Annotated in this window: 17 protein-coding genes; 10 read left to right on the top strand and 7 right to left on the bottom strand. The window is 61.2% G+C overall.

The window, feature by feature from the left end; genetic code table 11:
* The first annotated feature begins 96 nt into the window (after positions 1-96).
* Entirely contained in the window at positions 97-1,227 is a 1,131-nt protein-coding gene (locus tag LVD10_RS01125; RefSeq protein ID WP_237061429.1) for a cyanophycinase, read from the top strand.
* Positions 1,228-1,305: 78 nt separating this feature from the next.
* On the opposite strand, the gene LVD10_RS01120 is transcribed toward LVD10_RS01125, so the two are convergent.
* Positions 1,306-2,241, bottom strand: coding sequence for a LysR family transcriptional regulator (locus LVD10_RS01120; protein ID WP_232942420.1), 936 nt, complete (start codon positions 2,239-2,241; stop codon positions 1,306-1,308).
* Positions 2,242-2,356: 115 nt separating this feature from the next.
* Here LVD10_RS01120 and LVD10_RS01115 point away from each other — a divergent pair, with 115 nt between their 5' ends.
* Positions 2,357-3,955, top strand: coding sequence for an isocitrate lyase (locus tag LVD10_RS01115; RefSeq protein WP_232942418.1), 1,599 nt, complete (start codon positions 2,357-2,359; stop codon positions 3,953-3,955).
* 510 nt (positions 3,956-4,465) lie between these two features.
* Positions 4,466-5,800: an isocitrate lyase gene (gene aceA, locus LVD10_RS01110; RefSeq protein ID WP_232942416.1), complete on the top strand. Its 1,335-nt coding sequence runs from the start codon at positions 4,466-4,468 to the stop codon at positions 5,798-5,800.
* Positions 5,801-5,856: 56 nt separating this feature from the next.
* Here aceA and LVD10_RS01105 read toward each other — a convergent pair whose 3' ends face one another.
* The 5 genes from LVD10_RS01105 to ppsA form a co-directional block, all read right to left on the bottom strand.
* Positions 5,857-8,082, bottom strand: a complete 2,226-nt coding sequence (locus tag LVD10_RS01105; protein ID WP_237061428.1) for an acetyl-CoA hydrolase/transferase C-terminal domain-containing protein — start codon at positions 8,080-8,082, stop codon at positions 5,857-5,859.
* Positions 8,083-8,130: 48 nt separating this feature from the next.
* Entirely contained in the window at positions 8,131-10,374 is a 2,244-nt protein-coding gene (locus tag LVD10_RS01100; protein ID WP_232942412.1) for an acyl-CoA dehydrogenase, read from the bottom strand.
* 313 nt (positions 10,375-10,687) lie between these two features.
* Positions 10,688-11,167, bottom strand: a complete 480-nt coding sequence (rraA, locus tag LVD10_RS01095) for a ribonuclease E activity regulator RraA (RefSeq protein ID WP_232942410.1) — start codon at positions 11,165-11,167, stop codon at positions 10,688-10,690.
* A 154-nt stretch (positions 11,168-11,321) separates the two neighbouring features.
* Positions 11,322-11,891, bottom strand: a complete 570-nt coding sequence (locus LVD10_RS01090) for a L,D-transpeptidase family protein (protein WP_232942408.1) — start codon at positions 11,889-11,891, stop codon at positions 11,322-11,324.
* 531 nt (positions 11,892-12,422) lie between these two features.
* The gene (gene ppsA, locus LVD10_RS01085) at positions 12,423-14,792 is read right to left on the bottom strand and encodes a phosphoenolpyruvate synthase (RefSeq protein ID WP_237061427.1); all 2,370 of its coding nucleotides are present in this window, start codon (positions 14,790-14,792) and stop codon (positions 12,423-12,425) included.
* A gap of 170 nt (positions 14,793-14,962) precedes the next feature.
* Here ppsA and ppsR point away from each other — a divergent pair, with 170 nt between their 5' ends.
* From ppsR to LVD10_RS01050, 7 genes are all read left to right on the top strand, one after another.
* On the top strand, positions 14,963-15,790 hold the full coding sequence (gene ppsR / locus LVD10_RS01080) for a posphoenolpyruvate synthetase regulatory kinase/phosphorylase PpsR (protein WP_232942404.1): 828 nt from the start codon (positions 14,963-14,965) through the stop codon (positions 15,788-15,790).
* 85 nt (positions 15,791-15,875) lie between these two features.
* A complete protein-coding gene (pabB, locus tag LVD10_RS01075) occupies positions 15,876-17,213 on the top strand; it encodes an aminodeoxychorismate synthase component I (RefSeq protein WP_237061425.1) in 1,338 nt (445 codons plus the stop codon).
* 164 nt (positions 17,214-17,377) lie between these two features.
* Positions 17,378-17,680 (top strand): hypothetical protein, encoded by a 303-nt coding sequence (locus LVD10_RS01070; protein ID WP_237056531.1) that lies wholly within the window; start codon positions 17,378-17,380, stop codon positions 17,678-17,680.
* Between the two features lie 179 nt (positions 17,681-17,859).
* Positions 17,860-18,510: a TetR/AcrR family transcriptional regulator gene (locus LVD10_RS01065; RefSeq protein WP_232942398.1), complete on the top strand. Its 651-nt coding sequence runs from the start codon at positions 17,860-17,862 to the stop codon at positions 18,508-18,510.
* Positions 18,503-19,555, top strand: a complete 1,053-nt coding sequence (locus LVD10_RS01060; protein WP_232942396.1) for an HlyD family secretion protein — start codon at positions 18,503-18,505, stop codon at positions 19,553-19,555. The genes LVD10_RS01065 and LVD10_RS01060 overlap by 8 nt, the downstream gene beginning before the upstream one ends.
* Entirely contained in the window at positions 19,545-20,498 is a 954-nt protein-coding gene (locus LVD10_RS01055) for an ABC transporter ATP-binding protein (RefSeq protein WP_232942394.1), read from the top strand. The genes LVD10_RS01060 and LVD10_RS01055 overlap by 11 nt, the downstream gene beginning before the upstream one ends.
* The gene (locus tag LVD10_RS01050; protein WP_237061423.1) at positions 20,495-21,601 is read left to right on the top strand and encodes an ABC transporter permease; all 1,107 of its coding nucleotides are present in this window, start codon (positions 20,495-20,497) and stop codon (positions 21,599-21,601) included. The genes LVD10_RS01055 and LVD10_RS01050 overlap by 4 nt, the downstream gene beginning before the upstream one ends.
* A 10-nt stretch (positions 21,602-21,611) precedes the next feature.
* On the opposite strand, the gene cysB is transcribed toward LVD10_RS01050, so the two are convergent.
* A complete protein-coding gene (gene cysB / locus LVD10_RS01045; RefSeq protein WP_232942390.1) occupies positions 21,612-22,583 on the bottom strand; it encodes an HTH-type transcriptional regulator CysB in 972 nt (323 codons plus the stop codon).
* Between the last annotated feature and the right edge of the window lie 233 nt (positions 22,584-22,816).

Here is a 22,816-nt window from a genome sequence, read left to right as displayed (position 1 = left end):
TGCAGGGGAGCAAAGACCACCGGAGGAGGACGGCCATACACGGCCGCCGCGCGAGAGAAGGCAAACTTAAAATAACTTGATAAGAAAGGTACCTCTATGAACCAAGGCAAGAAGCAAGTGACAATCGCTGCGATGGTAGCCCTGATGGCCGCCGGCGCCTGGGCCAAGCCGCCCCACGATGGCGGTGGCGGAAACGGCGGTGGCGGAAACGGCGGTGGAGGTGGCGGCGGTGGTGGCGGTGGCAGCTCCGAGTATTACCAGGCCTGCGGTACGCCCGACAACAGCACTTCCGTTTCCCGGGCCTCACTACTCATCGGGGGTGCTGAGGCCGGGGCCACCGGCGAGATCGCCGCTACCCAATGGCTGGTTGACCACGCCCGCGGCGGTGACTACCTCGTACTACGCACCGGCGGTACTGGTGGCCAGGCAGACTGGATGTGCGACACTTTCGGCCCGGACCTGGGCTCGGCGGCAGAGCTTTCAATCGACGACAGGAACTCCGCCAACGATCCCTCCCTGGTTTCATACATCCAGAATGCCGAGATCATTTTTATCGCCGGGGGCGACCAGAATGAGTATGAAGACTTCTGGAAGGATACCCTGGTCGAAGATGCCCTCAATGACCACCTGAACGTGAAGCGGGCGCCGATCGCCGGCACCAGCGCGGGCCTGGCCGTTCTCGGCCAGTCTTACTATGCGCCTGCCAACCTGGGCGTCCTGTCGAAGGAAATCCTCGACGACCCGTATCACGCCAACACCCAGGACATCAATCACGGCGATTTCCTCTTGCACCCGCAACTCGCCGGCGTGATCACCGACACCCACCTGGACCGGGTCACCGGAAATGGCCGCAAGGCTGAGACGCGCCATGGACGCACATTCGGGTTCCTGGCCCGCAGCATCCAGGACCGGAGCACCCTGGGCGAACGAGCCATCGGGCTGGAGGAAGCGACCTTCGTCGCCCTGGACGGCAACGGTGTGGCCACAGTCTACGGGGAAGGCGCGGCCTATTTCATGGAGCCCAACAGTTTTCCTGAGCGCATCACCGCTGGCGCCCCCCTGGTCTGGGACAACGGTGGCCAGGCCGCTACGGTCTACAGGATCCAGGGCGACGCGGACGGCCATGGCAGCTTCGACCTCAGTAACTGGAGCGGCTCTGGCGGTAGCAACAGCAGCTGGTATACCACTTCCGGCTACGACAACTTCAACTGCCAGACCGGCTGCTGAAGCGCCAGCCTCCAGGCCGGCCCGGGCGCTGGTAGCTCCGATGCCCCGGGGATAAGTGGCGTGGCTGGCGACTGCGCCCTATAGCTGCCGCCCGATATCCAGGATCAGCCGCCGCAGCCACCTATGCGGCGCACTCTGCTGCAGCAGCGGGCTCCAGGCCATCTTCAGCTCCAGTGGGGGGATATCCAGTGGCGGCTCGCGGCGCGCGATCCGGGGGTTGTCGCTGGCCAGCTGCGCCAGCCGGGTGGGCACCGTCACAATCAGGTCGCTCTGCTCCGCCAGCAGCATGGCAACCTGGTAGTGGCGGGTAAACACGGAGATATCGCGTTTCTCCCCCTGGCGCCCGATGGCCTCGTCGACCCAGCCCAGGCGCTGCACATCCTCGGGATTGACCCCCACGCCAACACCCATACCAGTCTTGCTGACCCAGATGTGCTGCGCCTTCAGGTACGACTGCAGGGTGTAGTCCTCCAGGATGGGGTTATCTGCCCGCATTACGCAGGAGAAGCTGTCCCGCCACACGGTGGCCTGGTGGAAGCTCTGGGGCATGCTGTCAAAGCGGTTGATCACCATATCCACCTTGCCCTGCTCCACGTCGACAAAGCTGACGTCACTGGGCGTCATGATGTCCAGGCTGATGCCCGGCGCCTGGTCCCGCAGGCGCCGCAGCAGCGGCGGGATCAGCGTGGACTCGGCGTAATCGCTGGCCATGATGCGGAAGGTCCGGCGGGCGCCGTCAGGCTTGAAGTCGCGGTTGGGCTGGATTACCCGGTCGATGGACGCCAGAGCTTCCCGCACCATCGGCTGCAGTTCCAGCGCCCGCTCGGTGGGCATCATGCCCTCGCGGGTGCGGACCAGCAGCGGGTCATCAAACAGCTCCCGCAGTCGCTTGAGGCCGTTGCTCATGGCGGGCTGCGACAGCCCCAGGTAATTGGCGGCGCGGGTGACATTGCGCTCCCGCAACAGCACATCCAGGTAGACCAGCAGGTTCAGGTCGGCTCTTTCCAGGCTCATAGTATTTATCTGACTGATAGTGAAAATAATGGCAATAAATTAGCCAAATTATGCCAAGGCCTCTAGCATATGCAACAACAAATCGCAGTCATCTCTTTTCGAGGAAACAAAGCCAATGTCTACTTACTCGCAAGAAATCGAAGCGGCAGCCAAGCTCCGTAAAGCCAATGGCAGCTCCTGGGATGCCATTAACCCGGAATCCGTGGCACGTATGCGCCTCCAGAACAAATTCCAGAACGGCCTCGAGATCGCCAGGTACACCGCCAATATCATGCGTAAGGACATGGAGGCTTACGACAAGGATTGCACCAAGTACACCCAGTCACTTGGTTGCTGGCATGGCTTTATCGGCCAGCAGAAAATGATTTCCATCAAGAAGCACTTTGAAGGCAACACCGATCGCCGTTACCTGTACCTGTCCGGCTGGATGGTCGCAGCACTGCGCAGTGAATTTGGCCCCCTGCCCGACCAATCCATGCATGAAAAGACTTCCGTCGCGGCCCTGATCGAAGAGCTGTACACCTTCCTGCGCCAGGCTGACGCCCGTGAGCTGGGCGGCCTGTTCCGCGAGCTGGATGCTGCCCGTGAGGCCGGCGACAAGGACGGCGAGAAAGCGATTATCGACAAGATCGACAATCACGTGACTCACGTTGTCCCGATCATTGCCGACATCGATGCCGGTTTCGGCAACGCGGAAGCGACTTACCTGCTGGCCAAGAAAATGATTGAAGCCGGTGCCTGCTGTATCCAGATCGAAAACCAGGTTTCCGACGAGAAGCAGTGTGGCCACCAGGACGGCAAAGTAACCGTTCCCCATGAAGAGTTCCTGGCCAAGATCCGCGCGGTACGCTACGCGTTCCTGGAACTGGGTGTAGAGGACGGCGTGATCGTCGCCCGTACCGATTCCCTCGGCGCCGGCCTGACCAAGCAGATCGCGGTGACCAAGGAACCGGGCGACCTGGGTGACCAGTACAACTCCTTCCTGGATTGCGAGGAAGTGGCCGCGGGCGACCTGGCCAACGGCGATGTAATCATCAACCGCGACGGCAAGCTGCTGCGTCCGAAGCGCCTGGCCTCCAACCTGTTCCAGTTCCGCCAGGGTACTGGCGAGGCCCGCTGTATCCTCGACAGCGTGACATCCCTGCAGAACGGCGCTGACCTGATCTGGATTGAAACCGAGAAGCCCCATGTCGGCCAGATCGGCGGCATGATGGACGAAATCCGCAAGCAGGTGCCGAATGCGAAGCTCGTTTACAACAACAGCCCGTCGTTCAACTGGACCCTGAACTTCCGCCAGCAAGTGTTCGACGCCTGGCAGGAGGAAGGCAAGGACGTTTCTGCCTACAACCGCGAAAACCTGATGAGTGCGGAATACGACGATACCGAATTGTCCCGCGAGGCCGACGACAAGATCCGTACCTTCCAGGCAGATGCAGCCCGTGAAGCCGGTATCTTCCACCACCTGATCACCCTGCCGACCTACCACACTGCCGCGCTGTCTACCGACAACCTGGCGAAGGAGTACTTCGGTGAAAAAGGCATGCTGGGTTACGTGGAAGGCGTGCAGCGCAAGGAAATTCGCCAGGGTATCGCCTGCGTCAAACACCAGAACATGGCGGGCTCCGACATGGGTGACGATCACAAGGAATACTTTGCCGGTGAAGCTGCCCTCAAGGCAGCGGGTAAAGACAACACCATGAACCAGTTCAGCTAAGCGCTGTCATCAGGCAGCAGCCCTGGCAGGCCCAGATACTGCCAACTGCTGCAGCTTATTCACTCACTTTTGGGGCCACTTGGTGGCCCCTTTTTTATGGATAGTGAAAAACCGGCCTTCTCCGGGAACCAGGCCACAGCAGCGGCCTTTTGTGTTTGCCTGCCCGAATCGGGGGGATATCGCGCCAGATTCGACTAGCCTTATGGGAGGACAGTGCCTATCTGGCGGAAGCTATGGCCACGCCAGGCCGTGTTCTGGTCTTTAATTCTGGCTGTTACCTGCTCAAGTTTGCCCTGCTCAATCCTCCCGGCGACATGCAGTGGCTGAGCGGTATCAGCAAGGCGCAGGCAAGTCCGGGCCTCTGCTCATGAGGAAGCACCCTGCGCCAGGAGCGCAGCCGGGTGCCGGGCGACGGCGCGACAGAGACCATGGAGACTGGCCAGCCGGGCCGTCCCGGCGCCAGATGCTCAATACCTAATTCGCAGCCACCATTTCGAGGGAAAGCAACCGATGACTACCGGCAACTATGACCGCAAGGCCGAAATAGCGGCCATCGAGAAAGACTGGGCGGAGAACCCCCGCTGGAAAGGTGTTGAGCGCACCTACAGCGCCGAAGATGTGGTACGCCTGCGGGGCTCCATCAAGCGGGAGAACACCATCGCCCGGCGTGGCGCGGAGCGGCTCTGGAAGCTGATCAACGAGGGTGGTCGGCCGGATTTCCGCCCGGAAAAGGACTTTGTCAATGCCATGGGCGCCCTGACCGGCGGCCAGGCGGTACAGCAGGTGAAGGCCGGCGTCCAGGCCATCTACCTGTCAGGCTGGCAGGTAGCCGCCGACGCCAACAGCTCGGAGACCATGTACCCGGACCAGTCCCTGTACGCAGTTGACTCGGTCCCCACCGTGGTGCGCCGCATCAACAATGCCTTCGAGCGCGCTGACCAGATTCAGTGGAAGACCGGCAAGAATCCCGGGGACGACGGCTATATCGACTATTTCGCGCCGATTGTCGCCGATGCCGAAGCGGGTTTTGGCGGCGTCCTGAACGCCTTTGAGCTGATGAAGAACATGATCCGTGCCGGCGCCTCCGGCGTGCACTTTGAAGACCAGCTGGCTTCCGTGAAGAAGTGTGGCCACATGGGCGGCAAAGTCCTGGTGCCGACCCAGGAGGCCATACAGAAGCTGGTAGCAGCACGCCTGGCGACAGATATTGAGGGGGTTCCCACTATTGTCCTGGCCCGTACGGACGCCAATGCCGCGGACCTGATGACATCCGACCACGACGAGCGCGATGCGCCCTTCCTGACCGGGGAACGCACCGCCGAGGGTTTCTACCGGGTCAAGGCCGGTATCGACCAGGCCATAGCCCGCGGCCTCTCCTATGCACCCTATGCCGACCTGCTGTGGTGTGAAACCGCCACCCCGAACCTGGAGGAGGCGAAGAAATTTGCCGAGGCGATCCGCAAGGATTACCCGGACCAGTTGCTGTCCTATAACTGCTCGCCCTCCTTCAACTGGAGAAAAAACCTGGACGACGACACCATCGCCAGGTTCCAGCGGGAACTGTCGGCCATGGGGTACAAATTCCAGTTCATCACCCTGGCCGGCATCCACAACATGTGGAATAGCATGTTCAACCTGGCTTACGACTATGCCCGTGAAGACATGTCTGCCTATGTGCGCCTGCAGGAGAAGGAGTTTGCCGACGCCGATAAAGGCTATACCTTTGTCGCGCACCAGCAGGAGGTGGGTACCGGCTACTTCGATGACATGACCAATGTCATCCAGGGCGGGCAGTCCTCAGTAACCGCGCTGACCGGCTCCACCGAGGAAGACCAGTTCAAGTAAGCCCCGTGCTGAAAATATCATTTCACTCACTTTCCGGGCCGCCCTGCGGCCCTTTCTTATGCATCACTGCCCCGGGGCGGCTCATCCACAGTCAGCGGTCGGCGCAAGTCCACAAAGCGACGCAGGGCCCCGGCAACCAGGTAACCCTCGAGGCGATGTTCGAAGGTATCCGTATCCTCGAATGCCATCCGCTCCAGGCACCGGTGGATGTAGTCCGCCTCCTTTGAGCGGTCCGCAGAGGCGCCCCGCCCGGCCAGCGCCAGGGGCACGACCTTCCACCATTTCTTGCTGTGCACTTTGAGCCGCCCCAGGGCCACTGCCAACAGGGCTTCTTCCTCCGTGAAATCGGTCCCCAGTGGAAAATAAGGCAACTGCGCCAGCCGCTCGTCAGTGTTATAGGCCGCGCGGATACGCTCAGGGGTGTTTTCCGTAAACTCCAGCGGAATGGTGAAGTCGGCCTCGATCTTGCCGGCCGACCTGGCCTTTTCCAGCAACTCTTCCTGGAAGCGTGAATCGCAGATGGCCAGCATTGCGGCAATCACGTCGCGGTCGCTTTTCCCCCGCAGGTCAGCAACGCCATACTCGGTGACCACAATATCGCGGAGATGCCGGGGAATGGTACAGTGGGGGTATTCCCAGACGATATTACTACGTGTTTCGCCATGACTTTCCCGGGTGCTGGCCAGGGCGATTGCGGAACGGCCACCTGGTAGCTGGTGCGCCTGGGCAACAAAGTTATATTGGCCGCCCACACCACTCACCACCTGGGCGTCCGCCAGCCCATCGGAAACCACTGCCCCATTCAGGGTTACCATCATCGCTGCATTGACGAAACGCGCCTGTTGCCGCTGTGCAATTTTAAGCTCGGTGTCGCCCAGCAGATCATTGATGAAATCGATTGCGGTCATATTGATGCCGGCAAGCTCGTCTTCCGGCATCTGGCGAAGTTCCGCATACATGGAAGACGGGCCCAGGTAAAAACCGCCGTGAAGCCAGGTGCCGCCGCGTAGCTTCTGTCCTGCACGGCTACCCAGCAGCCGCCGCCGGCCATGCGCACTATGGAGATCGCTCTCCTCCTCCTCGCCGTCCGGGCTCAGCAGCCTGTGACCACGCCAGCTGTAACTGGGATCGATGGCACCAATGGACTGCAGGAATTCAGTGTCCGCCTGCGTCAACGGGCAGCTGATCCTGCCGCAGTCCCTGAGCGCCAGCAGCAGCTGCTCATCGGCAATCGCTTCTACCGCTCCGCTGTCCAGCAGGGACTGCAGGCTGGCATCCGGGTACACCTCCCGGGTCAGTATCCCCTCGCGGCGCAGGTGCAGGAACCCGGGTGGAACCATCTCGCTGGCGCCGTACAGCCCCCGGTCAAAGGTCCCGGTCTCCATGGGCAGGCGCTGGCGATATTGCAGCGAGTCGTCCGAGGTCAGGTCCTGCAGGATGCCCCGGTAGAGATCATTGTGTTCATGGCGCAGGCGCAGCGCATGGCAGACAGCATCACCGATTGCGCCGATCCCCACTTGCAGGGTTCCGCCATCGGGTACCAGGCTGGCCACGTGGAATCCCAGGCTGTACTCGGTAAAGTTCACCGGCGTGGTGGGCGCGCAGAACAGCGGGGTATCAAAGGCATCCCCTTCCAGCAGAAAATCGAAATCACCGGCCTCCAGCACCGAGTCACCGGGCATAAAGGGCAGCTGCGGATTGACCTCACCGAGCATGTAGAGCTCATAGTCCTTCCGTGCCGCCGCCTCCCGCAGTATTGGCAGAGTCAGGTCGGGATTGCTGCTCAGGCTGTACGCGCCTCCAGAACCGTCCGGATCCGGGGCCACCATTTGCGCAACCACGTTCACCCCACGGTCGAAGAGGTCGCGGGTCACATGGGTATAGTTGGAGCTGACGTAACTCTGCTGCGCCGTGGCGTTGTGCACGTAGGCCCCGGGCTGCATAAAAAACTCGCAGACTTCTATGTTGGGCGGCAACTGGCCACGGTGGCGGGGATCTGTGAAAGCGAGATCCTGGTAATGGTTGTAGAGGCGGTCCAGCAGCGGCTGGATAAAGCGCCGCTGGATTTCCCCCTTGCCCCGGGGACGCTCCAGGGTCAGGGCAGTAAAAATCGTCAGGGAAATGGACTGGTCTGCGGCAGCCCTGGCATACAGGGCATTGGCAAAGTGGTTGGCCTTGCCGATACCCAGCGGCAGGCCCAGCACGATTCGTTTGCCCACTTTTTCCAGCACTGCATCGACGCAGGCCTCGGCGCAGTCTAGGCGCCGTGTTTCTTTCTCCACGGAATTGCTCCTGCCCTGCCCCGCCCGGTTTACGGGCGGGGTGCGGATTTACTCCTCGTGCTTCGCCTTGTCGCCGCAGGGGCTGAGGTGGTCGAAGTGATCCACCTGGATTGCCAGGTTGACCGCTTCGGCGGCTTCCTGCAATGCGCTGGCCTCTTCTTCGCTGATCACCTTCTTCTCCAGCGCCTTGTCGATACAGTCTGCGTTCAATTGCCGCAGCCCGGCTTTCTTCATCTTGTCGCGGGCTTCCTGGGTCGCACAAACTTTGTTGAAAGCCTGTTCCATGATGTCCACGCCGTCTCCCGGGTTACCCAGGAAGACTCCCCGGGTAAGCCGGTCCCGGGTCTCGGACGGCTCCATCAGGAGCTCGGCGCAGGCCCGGGCCTGGCGGTCTGATGCGGTATGCACGCTGTGGCCCCAGGGCATGGTGAGGAAATGCATCAGGTGGCCGAGGAAACGACGGGGGAAATTCTGGTAGACCTCCATCAGGCTGACCTCAATCTTGTGGAGACCGGCGCGCATGGAGAATTCCAGCAACGGCCTGTCTGCCTCCGGGCTGCCGTCGTCCTTGAATCGCTTCAGTGTCGAGCTGAGCAGGTAGAGCTGGCTGAGCACATCACCGAGGCGCGCAGAGATCAGCTCCTTGCGCTTCAACTCGCCGCCCAGGGACATCAGGGATATTTCAGTAGCCAGGGTCAGGATGGCGGAATAGCGGTTCAGCTGTCGATAGTACTTGGCCGCCGCGCCCACGCCGCGCGGGCTGCTGGCAAACAGGCCGACGGTCCAGCCATGGAAAAAGCCCCGGGCCAGCGTCTTGACCTGGAACCAGGCGTGCTTGGGCAACAGCTCGTCCAGCTCTTCCGTGCCGGCTTCCGTATCCTCATTTTCCGCCGCAAGCATCTCGTCCAGCAGGTAGGGATGGCAGCGGATGGCTCCCTGGCCGAAGATCATCAGGCTGCGCGTCAGGATGTTGGCCCCTTCCACGGTAATGGCCACCGGCACGGCCCGGTAGACATTGCCGATATAGTTAAGCGGTCCGTCCATGATCGCCTTGCCCGCATGGATATCCATCGCGTCATTGATGGCATTGCGCAGCCCGTAGGTAGCGTGGGCCTTCATGATTGCCGAAACGACCGCGGGCTTGAGCCCCTCGTCCAGGGCGCGGGTGGTGGTCTTGTGGGCGGAATCCAGCACGTAGGCGATGCTCGCGATCTCGGCCAGGCGGTGCTGTACACCCTCGAACTTGCCGATCGGGATGCCGAACTGCTCCCTCACCCGCGCATAGGCACCGGTGAGGCGTGCAGACATCTTCGCGCCACCGGTAGAGAGTGACGGCAGGGAAATACCGCGACCCGCAGCCAGGGCGCTCATCAGCATGTGCCAGCCGCGCCCCACATTCTCCTGCCCGCCAATAATCCACTCCATGGGGATAAAGACATCCTTGCCCCAGTTGGGTCCATTCTGGAATGCCTGCATGGCCGGCAGGTGGCGCTGGCCAATGGTGACACCCTCGGTATCGGTGGGTACCAGGGCCACGGTGATCCCCAGCTCCTCCTCGTCTCCCAGGAGGTGATCGGGATCATAAAGCTTAAAGGCAAGTCCCAGGATCGTTGCCACCGGCGCCAGCGTAATGTAACGCTTGTGCCAGTTAACCCGCATCCCCAGCGTCTTCTCACCATTGTATTCGCCGTAACAGACCACCCCGCGGTCGGTCATCGAGGCGGCGTCAGATCCGGCCTCCACACCTGTCAGGCCGAAACACGGGAGTTCCCGGCCGTCGGCCAGGCGCGGCAGAAAATAATCCTTCTGCTCCTCAGTACCGTGTGCCATCAGCAGCTCACCGGGGCCGAGGGAGTTGGGGACCATTACGGTGACGCCCACAGTAGTGCTGCGGGTAGAGATCTTGGTGACAATCTCGGCATGGGCCGTAGGCGAGAAACCGAGACCGCCATATTCCTTGGGAATAATGATGCCGAAAAAGCGCTCTTTCTTCAGGAACTCCCAGACCTCGTCGGGAATGTCGCGGTCCTCGAAGCTGATCTGCCAGTCGTCCACCATCTGGCAGAGCTCTTCAGTCGGGCCATCGAGAAAAGCCTGTTCTTCCTCGGTAAGTTTCGGTGGCCCCATGCTCAGGAGTTCGTCCCAGTTGGGCTTGCCGGACAGCAGTTCCGCATCCCACCACACTTCGCCCGCTTCCATGGCCTCACGCTCGGTTTCGGAGATGGGCGGGAGAACTTTTTTAATCAGGTTTAACAGTGGGCCGGTGAACCATTTTTTTCGCAGGTCGCTCATTGTTTCCTTCCGGGTGCTGGATGGGCGGGCACTGAAAGCCCCCGCGTATGCATGACGGTGTCAGCTCACATGATAGGCGACCGGGGCGCATTGCATCGCAGCGGAGGTCCGCGGCCTAACACATTTGACACTTATTTCGACGACGAAGGACGACAGACATCAGCGTCCTCCCGGGGATAAGGCCGCTCAAGGCCAGTTGGGGGAAAACATCCCCCGGGCACAACCATCCCCAGCCATGAGTCAGGCTAGGGAATGCTACGCCAGGGGTCAAATAACAGATCAGGTGCCAGCAAAGCTGCCCGCAAACAAGCTATTACAGAAGTGCTCCAGCACTCACAATCACACCGTTGTTATCCGCATAAACGAACTCACCCGGCGTAAATGTAACACCGCCGAATGTCACCGGAAGGTCCCGTTCACCGACTCCCTTTTTCTCGGTCTTCATCGGATGTGCACCGAGTGCCTGCACACCCAGGTCCAGCTCGCCAATCTCATCCACATCGCGGATACAGCCATACATCAATATGCCCTCCCAGCCATTGACCACGGCTTTCTCTGCCAGCTGGTCGCCAAGACAGGCCCTGCGCATGGATCCGCCAGCGTCGACCACCAGCACCTGCCCACGTCCCGGCTCCGCCACCAGCTCCCGCACCAGGGAATTGTCCTCGAAGCACTTGATGGTGACGATTCGGCCGCCGAAACATTCACGCCCACCGTAGTTCACCATCATGGGTTCCAGTACCTGAAGCCCATCTCCATGTTCATCACAAAGGTCCGGTGTGGAAATTTTCACAAGCTGCCCCCTTCCGCCTAGTCAGGAAAATACAGTAATTGCACTCCAGTATGCCGCCGCACCCGGCACTTGCAAGCAAGCACAAAAATACCGGGCATTATCCCCACGGATAGTACCCGGTATTGCAGCCGCTGATAGGTGTGCAGAGGCCCGATCAGTAGCTGACCCTCACTGGCGTTCCGATCCTGGCGTAGCGATAGAATATCTGCGCCATATGCCGCGGCATGCGAACACAACCGTGCGAGGCCGGGTAATTGGGTACGTGCCCCGACGCGTGCAGCCCAATCCCGCCATTAAAGCGAATGTAATAATGCATCTTCGCGCCACGGTAGTAAGTACCGGGAGGGCGGCGATCGGTACGGGTATTCACATCGGCTTTAACCACTCGCCCGGTCTGCTTGTCGACATAACTGCCGTAAATAGTGGAGCGATGGCGGGGATGTTTGGACAGCACCCGGAAATGCCCCGGGCTGGTCCTGTAGCCCTTCTTGCCCGAAGACACTTTGGACACCCCGACAAGGCGTCCGCCCTTGTAGAAGTAGGCGCGCTGCTCACTCAGGTTGATCTTGATTGATGGTGCACCGGAACTCGATGCCGCGGCCTGCTCATCGAACCAGTTTACGCCTCGCTGGTTAGCTGTGGCCGGAACCGACAGGAATGCGAGCAGTAAGAGCATCAGTCCCGCGTAGGCGAGTGGGGGCCATTCTCGTCTGATCGTGTGCATACATCACCTCACTTGACTCGACGCGGACATTGATCGCGCCTGCACGGGCGTCATCAGTTTTCATTCCCTGGTCCCTTCCGCGTATTCGTTGGCTTCTTCTTAACCCCACTGCCTGTTTGGCAAAAGTAAAGCGGCAGCAGGTCCATTCACTATTCGATTCTATTGCCGCCAGACGAGACCCTTAGACAGATTCCTTCTGTCACGGATGGCCGTTATTGAGGTGGTTTGGGGCACTGGTAATTACGACCGGGGAATGGCTTTCCACTGGTACAGGTTTCGTCGTTAGGGGGTAAAGAATGGGAAATTGGGTCGCTACCTGTCCCGGGCTGGTAACATTGGTATGACTCAGTGCCGGAATTCTTAACGGGGGGGAAAGGAAAGGGGTCGGCAGGCTACTTTGTGGGCCCAGAATAAAACTTTGATCCCCGCCGGTAATGCAGTGTGAACGTCCCGGGTAACACCGGGATCCGAACCTGGATTGATGTCAGGAATGCAGGCAAAAAAAAGCGGCCCTTACGGGCCGCTTTTGGGTTATTGCGCTTCAGGGTCACTGGCAAGGAACAGCCAGGTATCCACCGCGGTATCCGGGTTCAGGGATACGCTGTCGATACCCTCATCCATCAGCCAGCGGGCAAAGTCCTTGTGATCAGACGGGCCCTGGCCGCAGATGCCCACATACTTGCCGGCCTTCTTGCAGGCGCGGATCGCCTTGGAAAGCAGCAGCTTAACCGCCGGGTCGCGCTCATCAAACAGCTCTGCCACCAGACCGGAATCCCGGTCCAGGCCCAGGGTAAGCTGGGTGAGGTCATTGGAGCCGATCGAGAAGCCATCAAAGTGCTGCAGGAAATCCTCCGCCAGCAAGGCATTTGAGGGCAGCTCGCACATCATGATCACTTTCAGGCCGCGCTCACCACGCTTGAGACCGTTGTCCGCCATCAGGGACACCACTTCGGCGGCCTCTGCAGGTGTGCGCACGAACGGCACCATGATTTCAACGTTATCCAGCCCCATCTCATCGCGCACCTTCTTCAGTGCACGGCACTCCAGGGCAAAGCACTGGCGAAAGTCGTCAGAGCGATAGCGCGCGGCACCACGGAAGCCCAGCATCGGGTTCTCCTCGCTGGGCTCGTACAGCTGCCCGCCCACCAGGTGTGCGTACTCATTCGACTTGAAGTCTGACAGCCGCACGATCACCCGGTTCGGGGCAAAGGCCGCGGCCAGGGTTGAGATGCCCTCCACCAGCTTTTCGACAATAAAGTCTTCCGGGGAATCGTAGCCGCCAATGCGCTCGCGAATCGTTTTCTGCAGGTCTTCCGGCAGCTTGTCCAGCTCCAGCAGCGCTTTCGGGTGAATGCCGATCATGCGGTTGAGGATAAACTCGAGGCGCGCCAGGCCTACCCCTTCGTTAGGCAGGTGGCTGAACGCAAACGCGCGATCGGGGTTACCGACGTTCAGCATGATCTTGAACGGCAGCTCGGGCATATCCTGCACTTCGGTCTGCTCGCGCTCGAACTCCAGCTCACCGGACATTACGAAACCGGTATCACCCTCTGCACAGGAGACGGTAACCGGGGTGCCGTCCTGCAGCAGTTCGGTGGCGTTGCCGCAACCGACCACAGCGGGAATACCCAGCTCGCGGGCGATAATCGCAGCATGGCAGGTACGGCCGCCGCGATTGGTCACGATAGCGCTGGCCTTTTTCAACACCGGTTCCCAATCCGGGTCTGTCATATCGGTAACCAGGACCTCACCGTCCTGCATTGCAGCCATATCCTCGACTGAATCCAGCACCCGCACACGACCGGCGCCAATACGCTGGCCGATTGCACGGCCCTCGCACAGCACATCGCCGCGCTCCCGCAGGTGGTAACGCTCGATACTGGTGCCTTCGTCCCGGGAGCGGACCGTCTCCGGGCGTGCCTGGACAATAAACAGCTTGCCGGTTTCCCCATCCTTGGCCCACTCGATATCCATCGGCCGGCCGTAGTGTTCCTCGATCTTGCAGGCTTGCAGGGCCAGGCTGGTCAATTCCTCGTCAGTCAGCGAGAAGGTGAGCCGATCTTCCTCGGCCACCTGCTCGGTTTTGACGGAACGGCCGCATTCTCCCCCCTGGTCATAGACCATCTTTATCGCCTTGCTGCCACGGTTGCGGCGCAGGATTGCCGGGCGACCAGCCAGCAGTGCCGGCTTGTACAGGTAAAATTCATCCGGGTTCACTGCGCCCTGCACCACGGTCTCACCGAGGCCGTATGCGGAAGTGATAAATACCGCATCGCGGAATCCGCTTTCGGTATCCAGCGTGAACATAACACCGGCGGCACCGATATCGCTGCGTACCATATGCTGGATACCCGCGGAGAGGGCAACGCCGGCATGGGCGTAACCGGTGTGGACCCGGTAAGCAATGGCGCGGTCATTGTAGAGGGAGGCGAAGACCTCCTTCACCGCGGTCAGCACAGCATCGATACCGCGAATATTCAGGAATGTCTCCTGCTGGCCCGCGAACGAGGCATCCGGCAGGTCCTCGGCGGTGGCAGAGGAGCGCACTGCCACGGCGGTTTCACCACCGCCCAGCTTTTCGTAGCCATCGCGGATCTGTTGTTCCAGCTCCGCCGGGAACGGGGTCTCGATAATCCATCCACGGATTTCCTCCCCGGCTTCCGCCAGCGCCCTGACATCCTCGACATTGAGGGTCTGGAGGCGGGCGGCGATGCGCTCCTCGAGCTTTTCGTGGGCGAGGAAGGCGCGGAAAGCGTCAGCCGTGGTGGCAAAGCCACCGGGCACACTGACTCCGGCACCGGCGAGGGAAGAGATCATCTCTCCCAGGGAGGCGTTCTTGCCGCCGACCTTGTCGACATCGCCCATGCCCAGTTGCTCGAAGCTGATGGTAAAACTCGTCACTTGTGCGCCCTCTGCAGCAGGATTTGAGGCGCTGATTATAAGGATGGGTTTTGTAAAAAATACCCCGCAATTTGCGCCGAAAATGTTGTAATTTTTCTACAAGAACGCGCGCGAGACTACAAACAGGAAAAGCCGTAGCATGACCACCCAAACAGCTCCCGGGGACCCCCATGGCAAAGGATAAACGCACCGCATTCTTCGTTTCCGATGGCACCGGCCTCACGGTCGAGGCCATTGGCCACAGCCTGCTGGCCCAGTTTCGCAGCGAGCATGTGGAGCAGGTGACCCTGCCCTATATCGATTCCGCGGATAAGGTGGCACGGGTGATGGAGAGGATCGAGCGCGCCGCCCACGAGTCCGGGCGCCAGCCTATTGTCATCAGCAGTATCGTCGCTGATGAGTTTCGCGCGCAGCTCCACCAGAGCCCCGCGTTGATGCTGGATGTCTTTGAAAGCTACCTGACGCCACTGGCCAACCTCTTCGGCAGCGACCCCGCCCAGACGGTCAATGTGTCCCACGGTATTGCCAACGACAGCCGCTATACCGACCGTATCGAGGCCGTGCACTACGCTATGGACAACGACGACGGGCGCCGGGTACGGGAGTTTGACCGCGCCGATATCATCCTGGTGGGAGTCTCCCGTTCGGGCAAGACCCCCACCTGCCTGTACCTGGCGCTGCAGTTCGGCCTCCGCGCTGCCAACTATCCCATCACCGAGGAGGATATGGACTCCACCTCGCTGCCTAAAATCCTCCGCCCCTACCGGCGCAAGCTGTTCGGCCTCACCATCGATCCCGACCGGCTGATGTCAATCCGGCAGGAGCGCCGCGCCAACAGCCGCTACGCTTCACGGGAACAGTGCGAATTCGAGGTGCGCCAGGTAGAGCAGATGTTGCGGCGGGCGCAGATCCCCTACCTGGATGCCACCCAGCTGTCCGTGGAGGAACTGGCAACCCAGCTGATGTCCCAGGCCGGAATAGAGCGGCGCGTCGGCTGAATTTACGGTAAAGTAGCCGCCTTTTTTGGCCTGGGCAGCCCCAAAAGGGAAACCCGGGTCCCGCGTGGTGCGTATAGAAGCCTGAATGAAATCACTGCAGATCGTCGCCATTCCCTACTCGATCAACACGCCGATGGCCTTTCAGGCCATTGCGGACCTGCCCGCGCCTGTCTGGCTGGACAGCGGGCGCCCGGTAGCACCCGGCGGGCGCTTCGACATTATCAGCGCGGACCCGCTCGCGACGCTGGAGCTCGACGCCCACACCCGTGAACCCTTTTCCGAATTGGACGACCTGTTGTGCGAGCTGGCGCCACAGGACAGCGATGCGCAGCTGCCATTCTGCGGTGGCGCAATCGGCTACGCCGGCTACGAGCTGGGTATGGCGGAGAATTTTCTCGCCCCGGACCCGCGTCCCACCGGCCTTCCCGCCGGTTTTTTCGGGCTCTACAGCTGGGCGCTGATCGTCGATCACCAGCTGTGTGCCAGCCACCTGGTATTCCATCCGGCATGCACAGATATCCAGGTCCGCGACCTGATAGCGCGCTTTAACGCCGTGTCCTGGCAGGATGAAGCCAGCACCGGGCGCTTTGCCCTGGGGGCGCCGTTTGCCCATGAGTTCAGCCGCGATGATTACTGCCGGCGCATCGAGCGGATCCTCGACTACATCCGTGCAGGCGATATCTACCAGGCCAACTTTACCCAGCGTTTTACCGCTCCCTTTGAGGGGGATCCGCTGGCCGCCTACCTGGCCCTCCGCAGCCAGGTGGCTGGCCCCTTCTCGGCCTACCTTGACCTTGCGGGCGGGCAGATACTCAGCCTGTCACCGGAGCGATTTATCCACGCCGACGGCAGCAGCGTGCAGACGGAACCCATCAAGGGTACCGCACCCCGGCACCCGGACCCGGTCGAGGATACCCGGGTGGCCGAAGCGCTACAGCACAGCGTCAAGGACAGGGCTGAGAACCTGATGATCGTCGACCTGCTTCGCAACGACTTCAGCAAGCGCTGCCGCAGCGGCAGTGTGCGCGTGCCGGAGCTGTTCGAGCTGGCCACCTTTGCCAACGTGCATCACCTTGTCAGCCGCATTACCGGCGAACTGCCCAAGGGCAGCTATTTCACCGACCTGCTCGGCGCCTGTTTTCCCGGGGGCTCGATCACCGGGGCGCCCAAGCGCCGCGCCATGGAGATAATCCGGGAGCTGGAACTGAGCCCCCGCGGCATCTACTGTGGCAGCATCGGCTACCTGAGCAGCTGCGGCCGTGCGGATACCAATATTGCGATCCGCACCTTCAGCACCAGCGACGGACTTGTCACCGGTGCCGCCGGCGGGGGGATCGTGGCGGATTCAAGCCCCGCTGCGGAACACGACGAGTGCCTGAACAAAATCGGCATGCTGCTGGCCACGCTCGAGACGATGGCCTGACAAACGCTTTCAGCCCCCATAAAACCAGTAGTTATTACCGTATCTCACTTTGATATTTCCAGGTTATTAAAGCCTCTGCTAGATTCTGCGCCAGACAATGGATAGATACGCCCTACCCCTGCGGGAGGGAAGTTAGCCCTAAGGATGAAAGCAGGAGCCGGTTTATGCGCATTACCCTGGTAAAGAAGATTCTCAGTGACGGCTCCCCCTGCGCCAAGTGCCGCGACGTGGAGCAGAAGCTGCGCGACAACGACCAGCTGAGACTGATCGACGAGACCCTGGTTGCCGACGAGCGGGACCAGGCCAGTCCCGGCATGGTCCTGGCGCGCCAATACGGTGTTTCCCGCGCCCCCTTCTTTGTCGTCGAGGACAGTGCAGCTTCCGGGGAACCCCAGGTCTACACTGTCTATTTCAAGTTCGCCAAGGAAGTCCTGCAACCTCTCCAGCGTGCCGCCGAAGCGTCCTGACCGGGACGGGTTTCGTTTAAGTCCCTGACTCTCCCCCCAGCCCCGGGGCTTCCCCCTTTTCTCTCCAGGCGGGAAGCCCAGGGCCTGCGACATTGACTATAATTAAATTCAAATTTAATATTAAGCGGTCAGCTCCGGGTAGCACTGCTCAATTTCCATGCCGGGCTGGGGAGACACTGATGACCGGGAAGCGAACACCAGGAAGACCGCTACACCGTACCAGCACGGACCTCCGCCCGGCGATCATAGATGCCGCAGTACGGTGCTATTCCCAACGCGGGGTCGCTGCGACCGCACTGAAACATATCGCCGGGGAAGCCGGTGTCACGCCCGCCCTACTCCATTATTACTTTGGTTCTCGCGAGCACCTGCAGCAGGCGGTGTTGGACGAGCGTGTTCTTCCCCTCCTGAAGGAAGTCCAACAGCAGTTGGGCCCGGGGGGCCTCAGCGGCTCTCCCGAGGCCCTTGTGCGCCGGTTTATCTCAGCGGTGTCAGCAACCGTCGATCGGCATCCCTGGTGGCCGCCACTATGGACCAGGGAAGTACTTCTTGAAGGCGGCGTATTCCGTGCCCCCTTGATCGAACGAACCGGTAAACAGTTCTTCCAGCAGATCGTCGCGGCATTTTCAGCTGCAAAAGATCGGGGCCAACTCCCCCCAGACATCGATCCGCGACTACTCCTGGTATCACTGGTTGGCCTGACCCTGTTTCCGGCCGCGGCCGCCCCTGTCTGGCGAAACCTGATGGACACCAGGGATATCGATTCACAGGCCATGGAGCGGCACACACTGGCGCTGGTTTCACAGGGAATCGGGGGTCACCATGCCTGAGGGCTTTTTCAGCGGCTCAAGAACACTACGTGCGGCATTGGCCATGGCCGTGCTGGCCATTGCAGCCTGTGATAACAAACAACCGGGTGCCCTTGGCACACTGGAATGGGACCGCATCTCGGTACCGGCTCCCGCGGCAGAAAAAATCGAGGAAACCCTTGTAGTTGAAGGGCAGGATGTAGCCACAGGACAGCCTCTGATGCGCCTCGACGAGCGCGCCACCCGCGCCCGGCTGCAGGTTGCCCGGGCCGAGGTTGCGCGACTGCGGGCACAGTTGGATGAGCTTGAGGAAGGGCCGCGGATTGAGGAGATAGAGCGTGCCGAGGCTGCACTGGAGTCCGCCCGGGCGACACGCCAGGAAGCATACGACAACCATCACCGCCTGCTGGCACTGAAGGAAGAGGATTTTATTTCCCAGGCCGATATCGACCGGGCCCGCACGGCGCTGGATACCGCGGCGGCCGAGGTGGAATCGCGCACTGCCGCCCTGCTGGAGTTGCAACGTGGCTCCCGCGCGGAGCAACTCGCACAGGGGCGCGCAGCGCTGGAACGGGCCGAGGCCGAGGCGCGCCTCCAGGCGGTATTGCTCGATAAGCTTCAGCTCCAGGCGCCCCGCAACGGGCGCATCGACGACCTGCCTTTCCGGACCGGCGACGAGGCTCCGGTTGGTGCCCCCCTGGTCAACATGCTGGTTGGAAAAGCACCCTATGCCCGGGTTTACGTCCCGCAGTCGCTACGCCCCGGCGTCCAGACCGGTGACCGCGCACTGGTTTACATCGACGATGTCGCCGGAAGCTTCGAGGGACGGGTACGCACGATTCGCAGCGAGCCAAGCTTTACGCCCTACTATGCCCTCAGCGGCAAGGATGTCTCCCGCCTCAGCTACCTGGCGGAGATCCAGCTCGGTGCTGACGCAGCGCAGCTACCCTCCGGGCTGCCGCTGCGCGCCGAATTCACCTCCGGCGTGGCAACGACTGGCAACGCAGCGAAAGTGACGACGAAACCGATGCAAACTGACGGGGGGCCGCAGCCCGATGGCAAGTGAGGAGGCGGCCGTGATCGCCCGCGGGCTGACCAAGGTTTTCGGAGACCTGGTGGCAGTGAATGCCGTGGACCTGCGCATCGATAAACGGCAGGTATACGGTTTCCTCGGCCCCAACGGCTCGGGCAAGTCCACCACTATCCGGATGCTCTGCGGCTTGCTCACCCCGAGCGGGGGAAATATTGATGTACTGGGCATGGAGATCCCCAGGCAGGCAGAAGCGCTGCGGCGCCGTATCGGCTATATGACCCAGCACTTCTCGCTGTTTGGCGACCTGACGGTGCGGGAGAACCTGGAGTTTCTCGCCGCTGTCCAGGGCCTCGCGGCCGCCCCGGCACGGCGACGCGTGGCGGAACTGCTGGAGGAGTTCCACTTCTCCGGCATGGAGCGACAACTGGCAGCCACCCTGAGCGGCGGGCAGAAGCAGCGCCTGGCACTGGCCGGCAGCATTGTCCACGGCCCGGAATTATTGTTCCTGGATGAACCCACCAGCGCGGTGGATCCCGAGTCCCGGCGCGACTTCTGGGAGAAACTGTTCGAACTTGCCGACGCCGGCACAACCATACTGGTGTCCTCCCACTACATGGATGAGGCTGAACGCTGTCATCGCCTTGCCATCCTGGACCGCGGCACGCTGGTGGCCGACGGCACGCCCGCGGAACTTACCGGCTCACTGGAAGGGCGCACTATCGCCGTGGAGGCCCAGCAGCCACGCCGGGCCAAGGCCACCGTGCTGGGCCTGCCCGGAGTCATCAGCGCGGCACAGATCGGCAACAGCCTGAGGATACTGTGCGAGTCAGGTGACGGTATCGAGGAGCGCCTGTCCCGGGCGCTCGAGGAGGCTGGCCTGCAGGCGCGACTCACGGCGGCGCGCCCCACGCTCGAGGATGTCTTTGTCGCCGTCACCACTCACCGGGCACCGGGAGAGACCGCGAAAACACCATGAACCTGCGACGCCTCTGGGCGATTGTGATCAAGGAATTGCGACAGCTGCGCCGCGACCGGGTAACCCTGGCGATGATAGCGGGCATTCCCGTGATGCAGCTGGTCCTTTTCGGTTATGCCATCAACCTCAACCTGCGCCACCTGCCGACGGCAATCGTCGACGAGGCACAGACCTCTGCGTCGCGGCAGCTGGCAATGGACATGCTGGCGACGGATATCATCCGACCAGCGGCACACGCCACCACAGCCGAGGACGTCATGGCCCTGATCCACCGCGGCGAGATCAGTGTCGGCATCGTAATACCGCGGGACTTCGAGCGCCGCCTGGCGCGGGGAGAACCTGTGGCGCAGGTGCTTGTGGATGGGAGCGATACCGTTGTCCAGAGTGCGGCTGCCCAGCTGGCCCAACTGCCGCTGACAACGCCGGCCACAGAGCGGAACCGGGCCTCGATTCCCCTGCCCCGTGCACCAATCAGCGTAGTGAGTTTTTATAACCCCCAGCGCGTTTCTGCCATCAATATCGTACCCGGCCTGATCGGCATCATACTGACCATGACCATGGTGATGTTTACCTCGGTTGCGATTGTGCGGGAGCGGGAGCGGGGGAATATGGAACTGCTGATCGCCACCCCGGTGAGCCGCAGCGAACTGATGCTGGGCAAGGTACTGCCCTACGGCATTATCGGCCTGGTGCAGACCACGCTTATCCTGTTGCTGGGGATGTGGCTGTTCGGGGTGCCGGTGCGAGGGAGCGCCATCGACGTCTACTGGGCAGCGTTGTTGCTGATCCTCGCCAACCTGTCCCTGGGGCTGCTGATCTCGACCCGGGCCCAGTCGCAGTTCCAGGCCATGCAGATGACGTTTTTTGTCTTCCTGCCATCGATATTGCTATCGGGATTTATGTTTCCCTTCGAGGGCATGCCGCTACCGGCGAAATGGATTGCAGAGATCCTGCCGTTGACACATTTCCTGCGCCTGATCCGGGGCATCATGCTACGGGGCGCCGACCTGCACGAGTTGTGGCCTGAAGTGCTGGCGCTGCTGGCATTTATCACCCTGATGATGACCCTAGCAATCAGCCGCTTCAGCAAGCGCCTGGACTGAACCCGGCGGCTCAGTAAACCGGCAGTTCGAGGTTGGCGAACAGCTCATCCAGCTCTGCCCGGGAGCTGGCATGGGCCGCCTGGTCCACCAGCTCGCGGGTCAGGTGCGGGGCGAACTGCTGGATAAACTCATACATGAAGCCCCGCAGGAAAATGCCCTTGCGGAAGCCAATCTTGGTCACACTGGACTCGAACAGCTCACTCGCATCCAGCGCGACCAGGTCCTCGTCCGCCTCGTCTACCGCCATATCGGCGACGATCCCGATCCCCAGGCCGAGACGCACATAGGTCTTGATGACGTCGGCATCAGCCGCGGTGAAGACCACCTTGGGCGACAGGCCTTTCTCCATAAAGGCGTCATCGAGCTTGGAGCGGCCGGTGAAGCCGAACACGTAGGTCACGATCGGGTACTGTGCCACTTCCTCCAGCGTCAGTTTGCTGAGCTGGCACAGGGGGTGGTCCCTTGGCACCAGCAGGCAGCGGTTCCAGCGATAGACCGGCATCATCACCAGGTCACTGAACAGCTCCAGTGCCTCGGTGGCAATGGCGAAATCCGCAGTGCCATCCGCCGCCATCTCGGAAATCTGCATCGGCGTGCCCTGGTTCATGTGCAGGGAGACTTCCGGGTAGCGATTGATAAAGGACTTTATGACCGGTGGCAGCGCGTAACGCGCCTGGGTATGGGTAGTGGCAATCGAGAGACTGCCCTTCTGGTCGTTGCTGAACTCCTGCGCGACCTGCTTGATGTTCTCCACCTTGTGCATGATCTCGCCGGCGGTCTTGAGGATCGCCTCGCCGGCAGGCGTGATACGCGTCAGGTGCTTGCCGCTGCGCGCGAAAATCTCCACGCCGAGCTCGTCTTCCAGCAGGCGGATCTGCTTGCTGATCCCGGGTTGTGAGGTATACAGGCTCTGCGCGGTAGCGGAGACATTCAGGTCGTGGTGGGCAACTTCCCAGATATATCGCAACTGCTGCAGCTTCATGGTTTCTCCCTGGCATCAGGCCCCGGCACCCGGCATCAAGCCCGGACTCCCCCGGCCGCTCTCACGGCAGTTATAAAAACTATAAAAGTTTATGCGAGAAAAGAATAGCAGCGAATTCCCGGGACGGGCAAAGCCAATAACCGGCCGATCGGCCATGGTGTGACAGCAGACACGGCAAGTGTGGTTCCTGCCGCCATTCAGCGGCCCCGCCCGCGTCCCGGACGCTAATCAAC

Source organism: Microbulbifer zhoushanensis (genome assembly GCF_021729055.1).
Lineage (GTDB): Bacteria > Pseudomonadota > Gammaproteobacteria > Pseudomonadales > Cellvibrionaceae > Microbulbifer > Microbulbifer zhoushanensis.
This window is presented reverse-complemented; position numbering and strand designations above follow the sequence as displayed.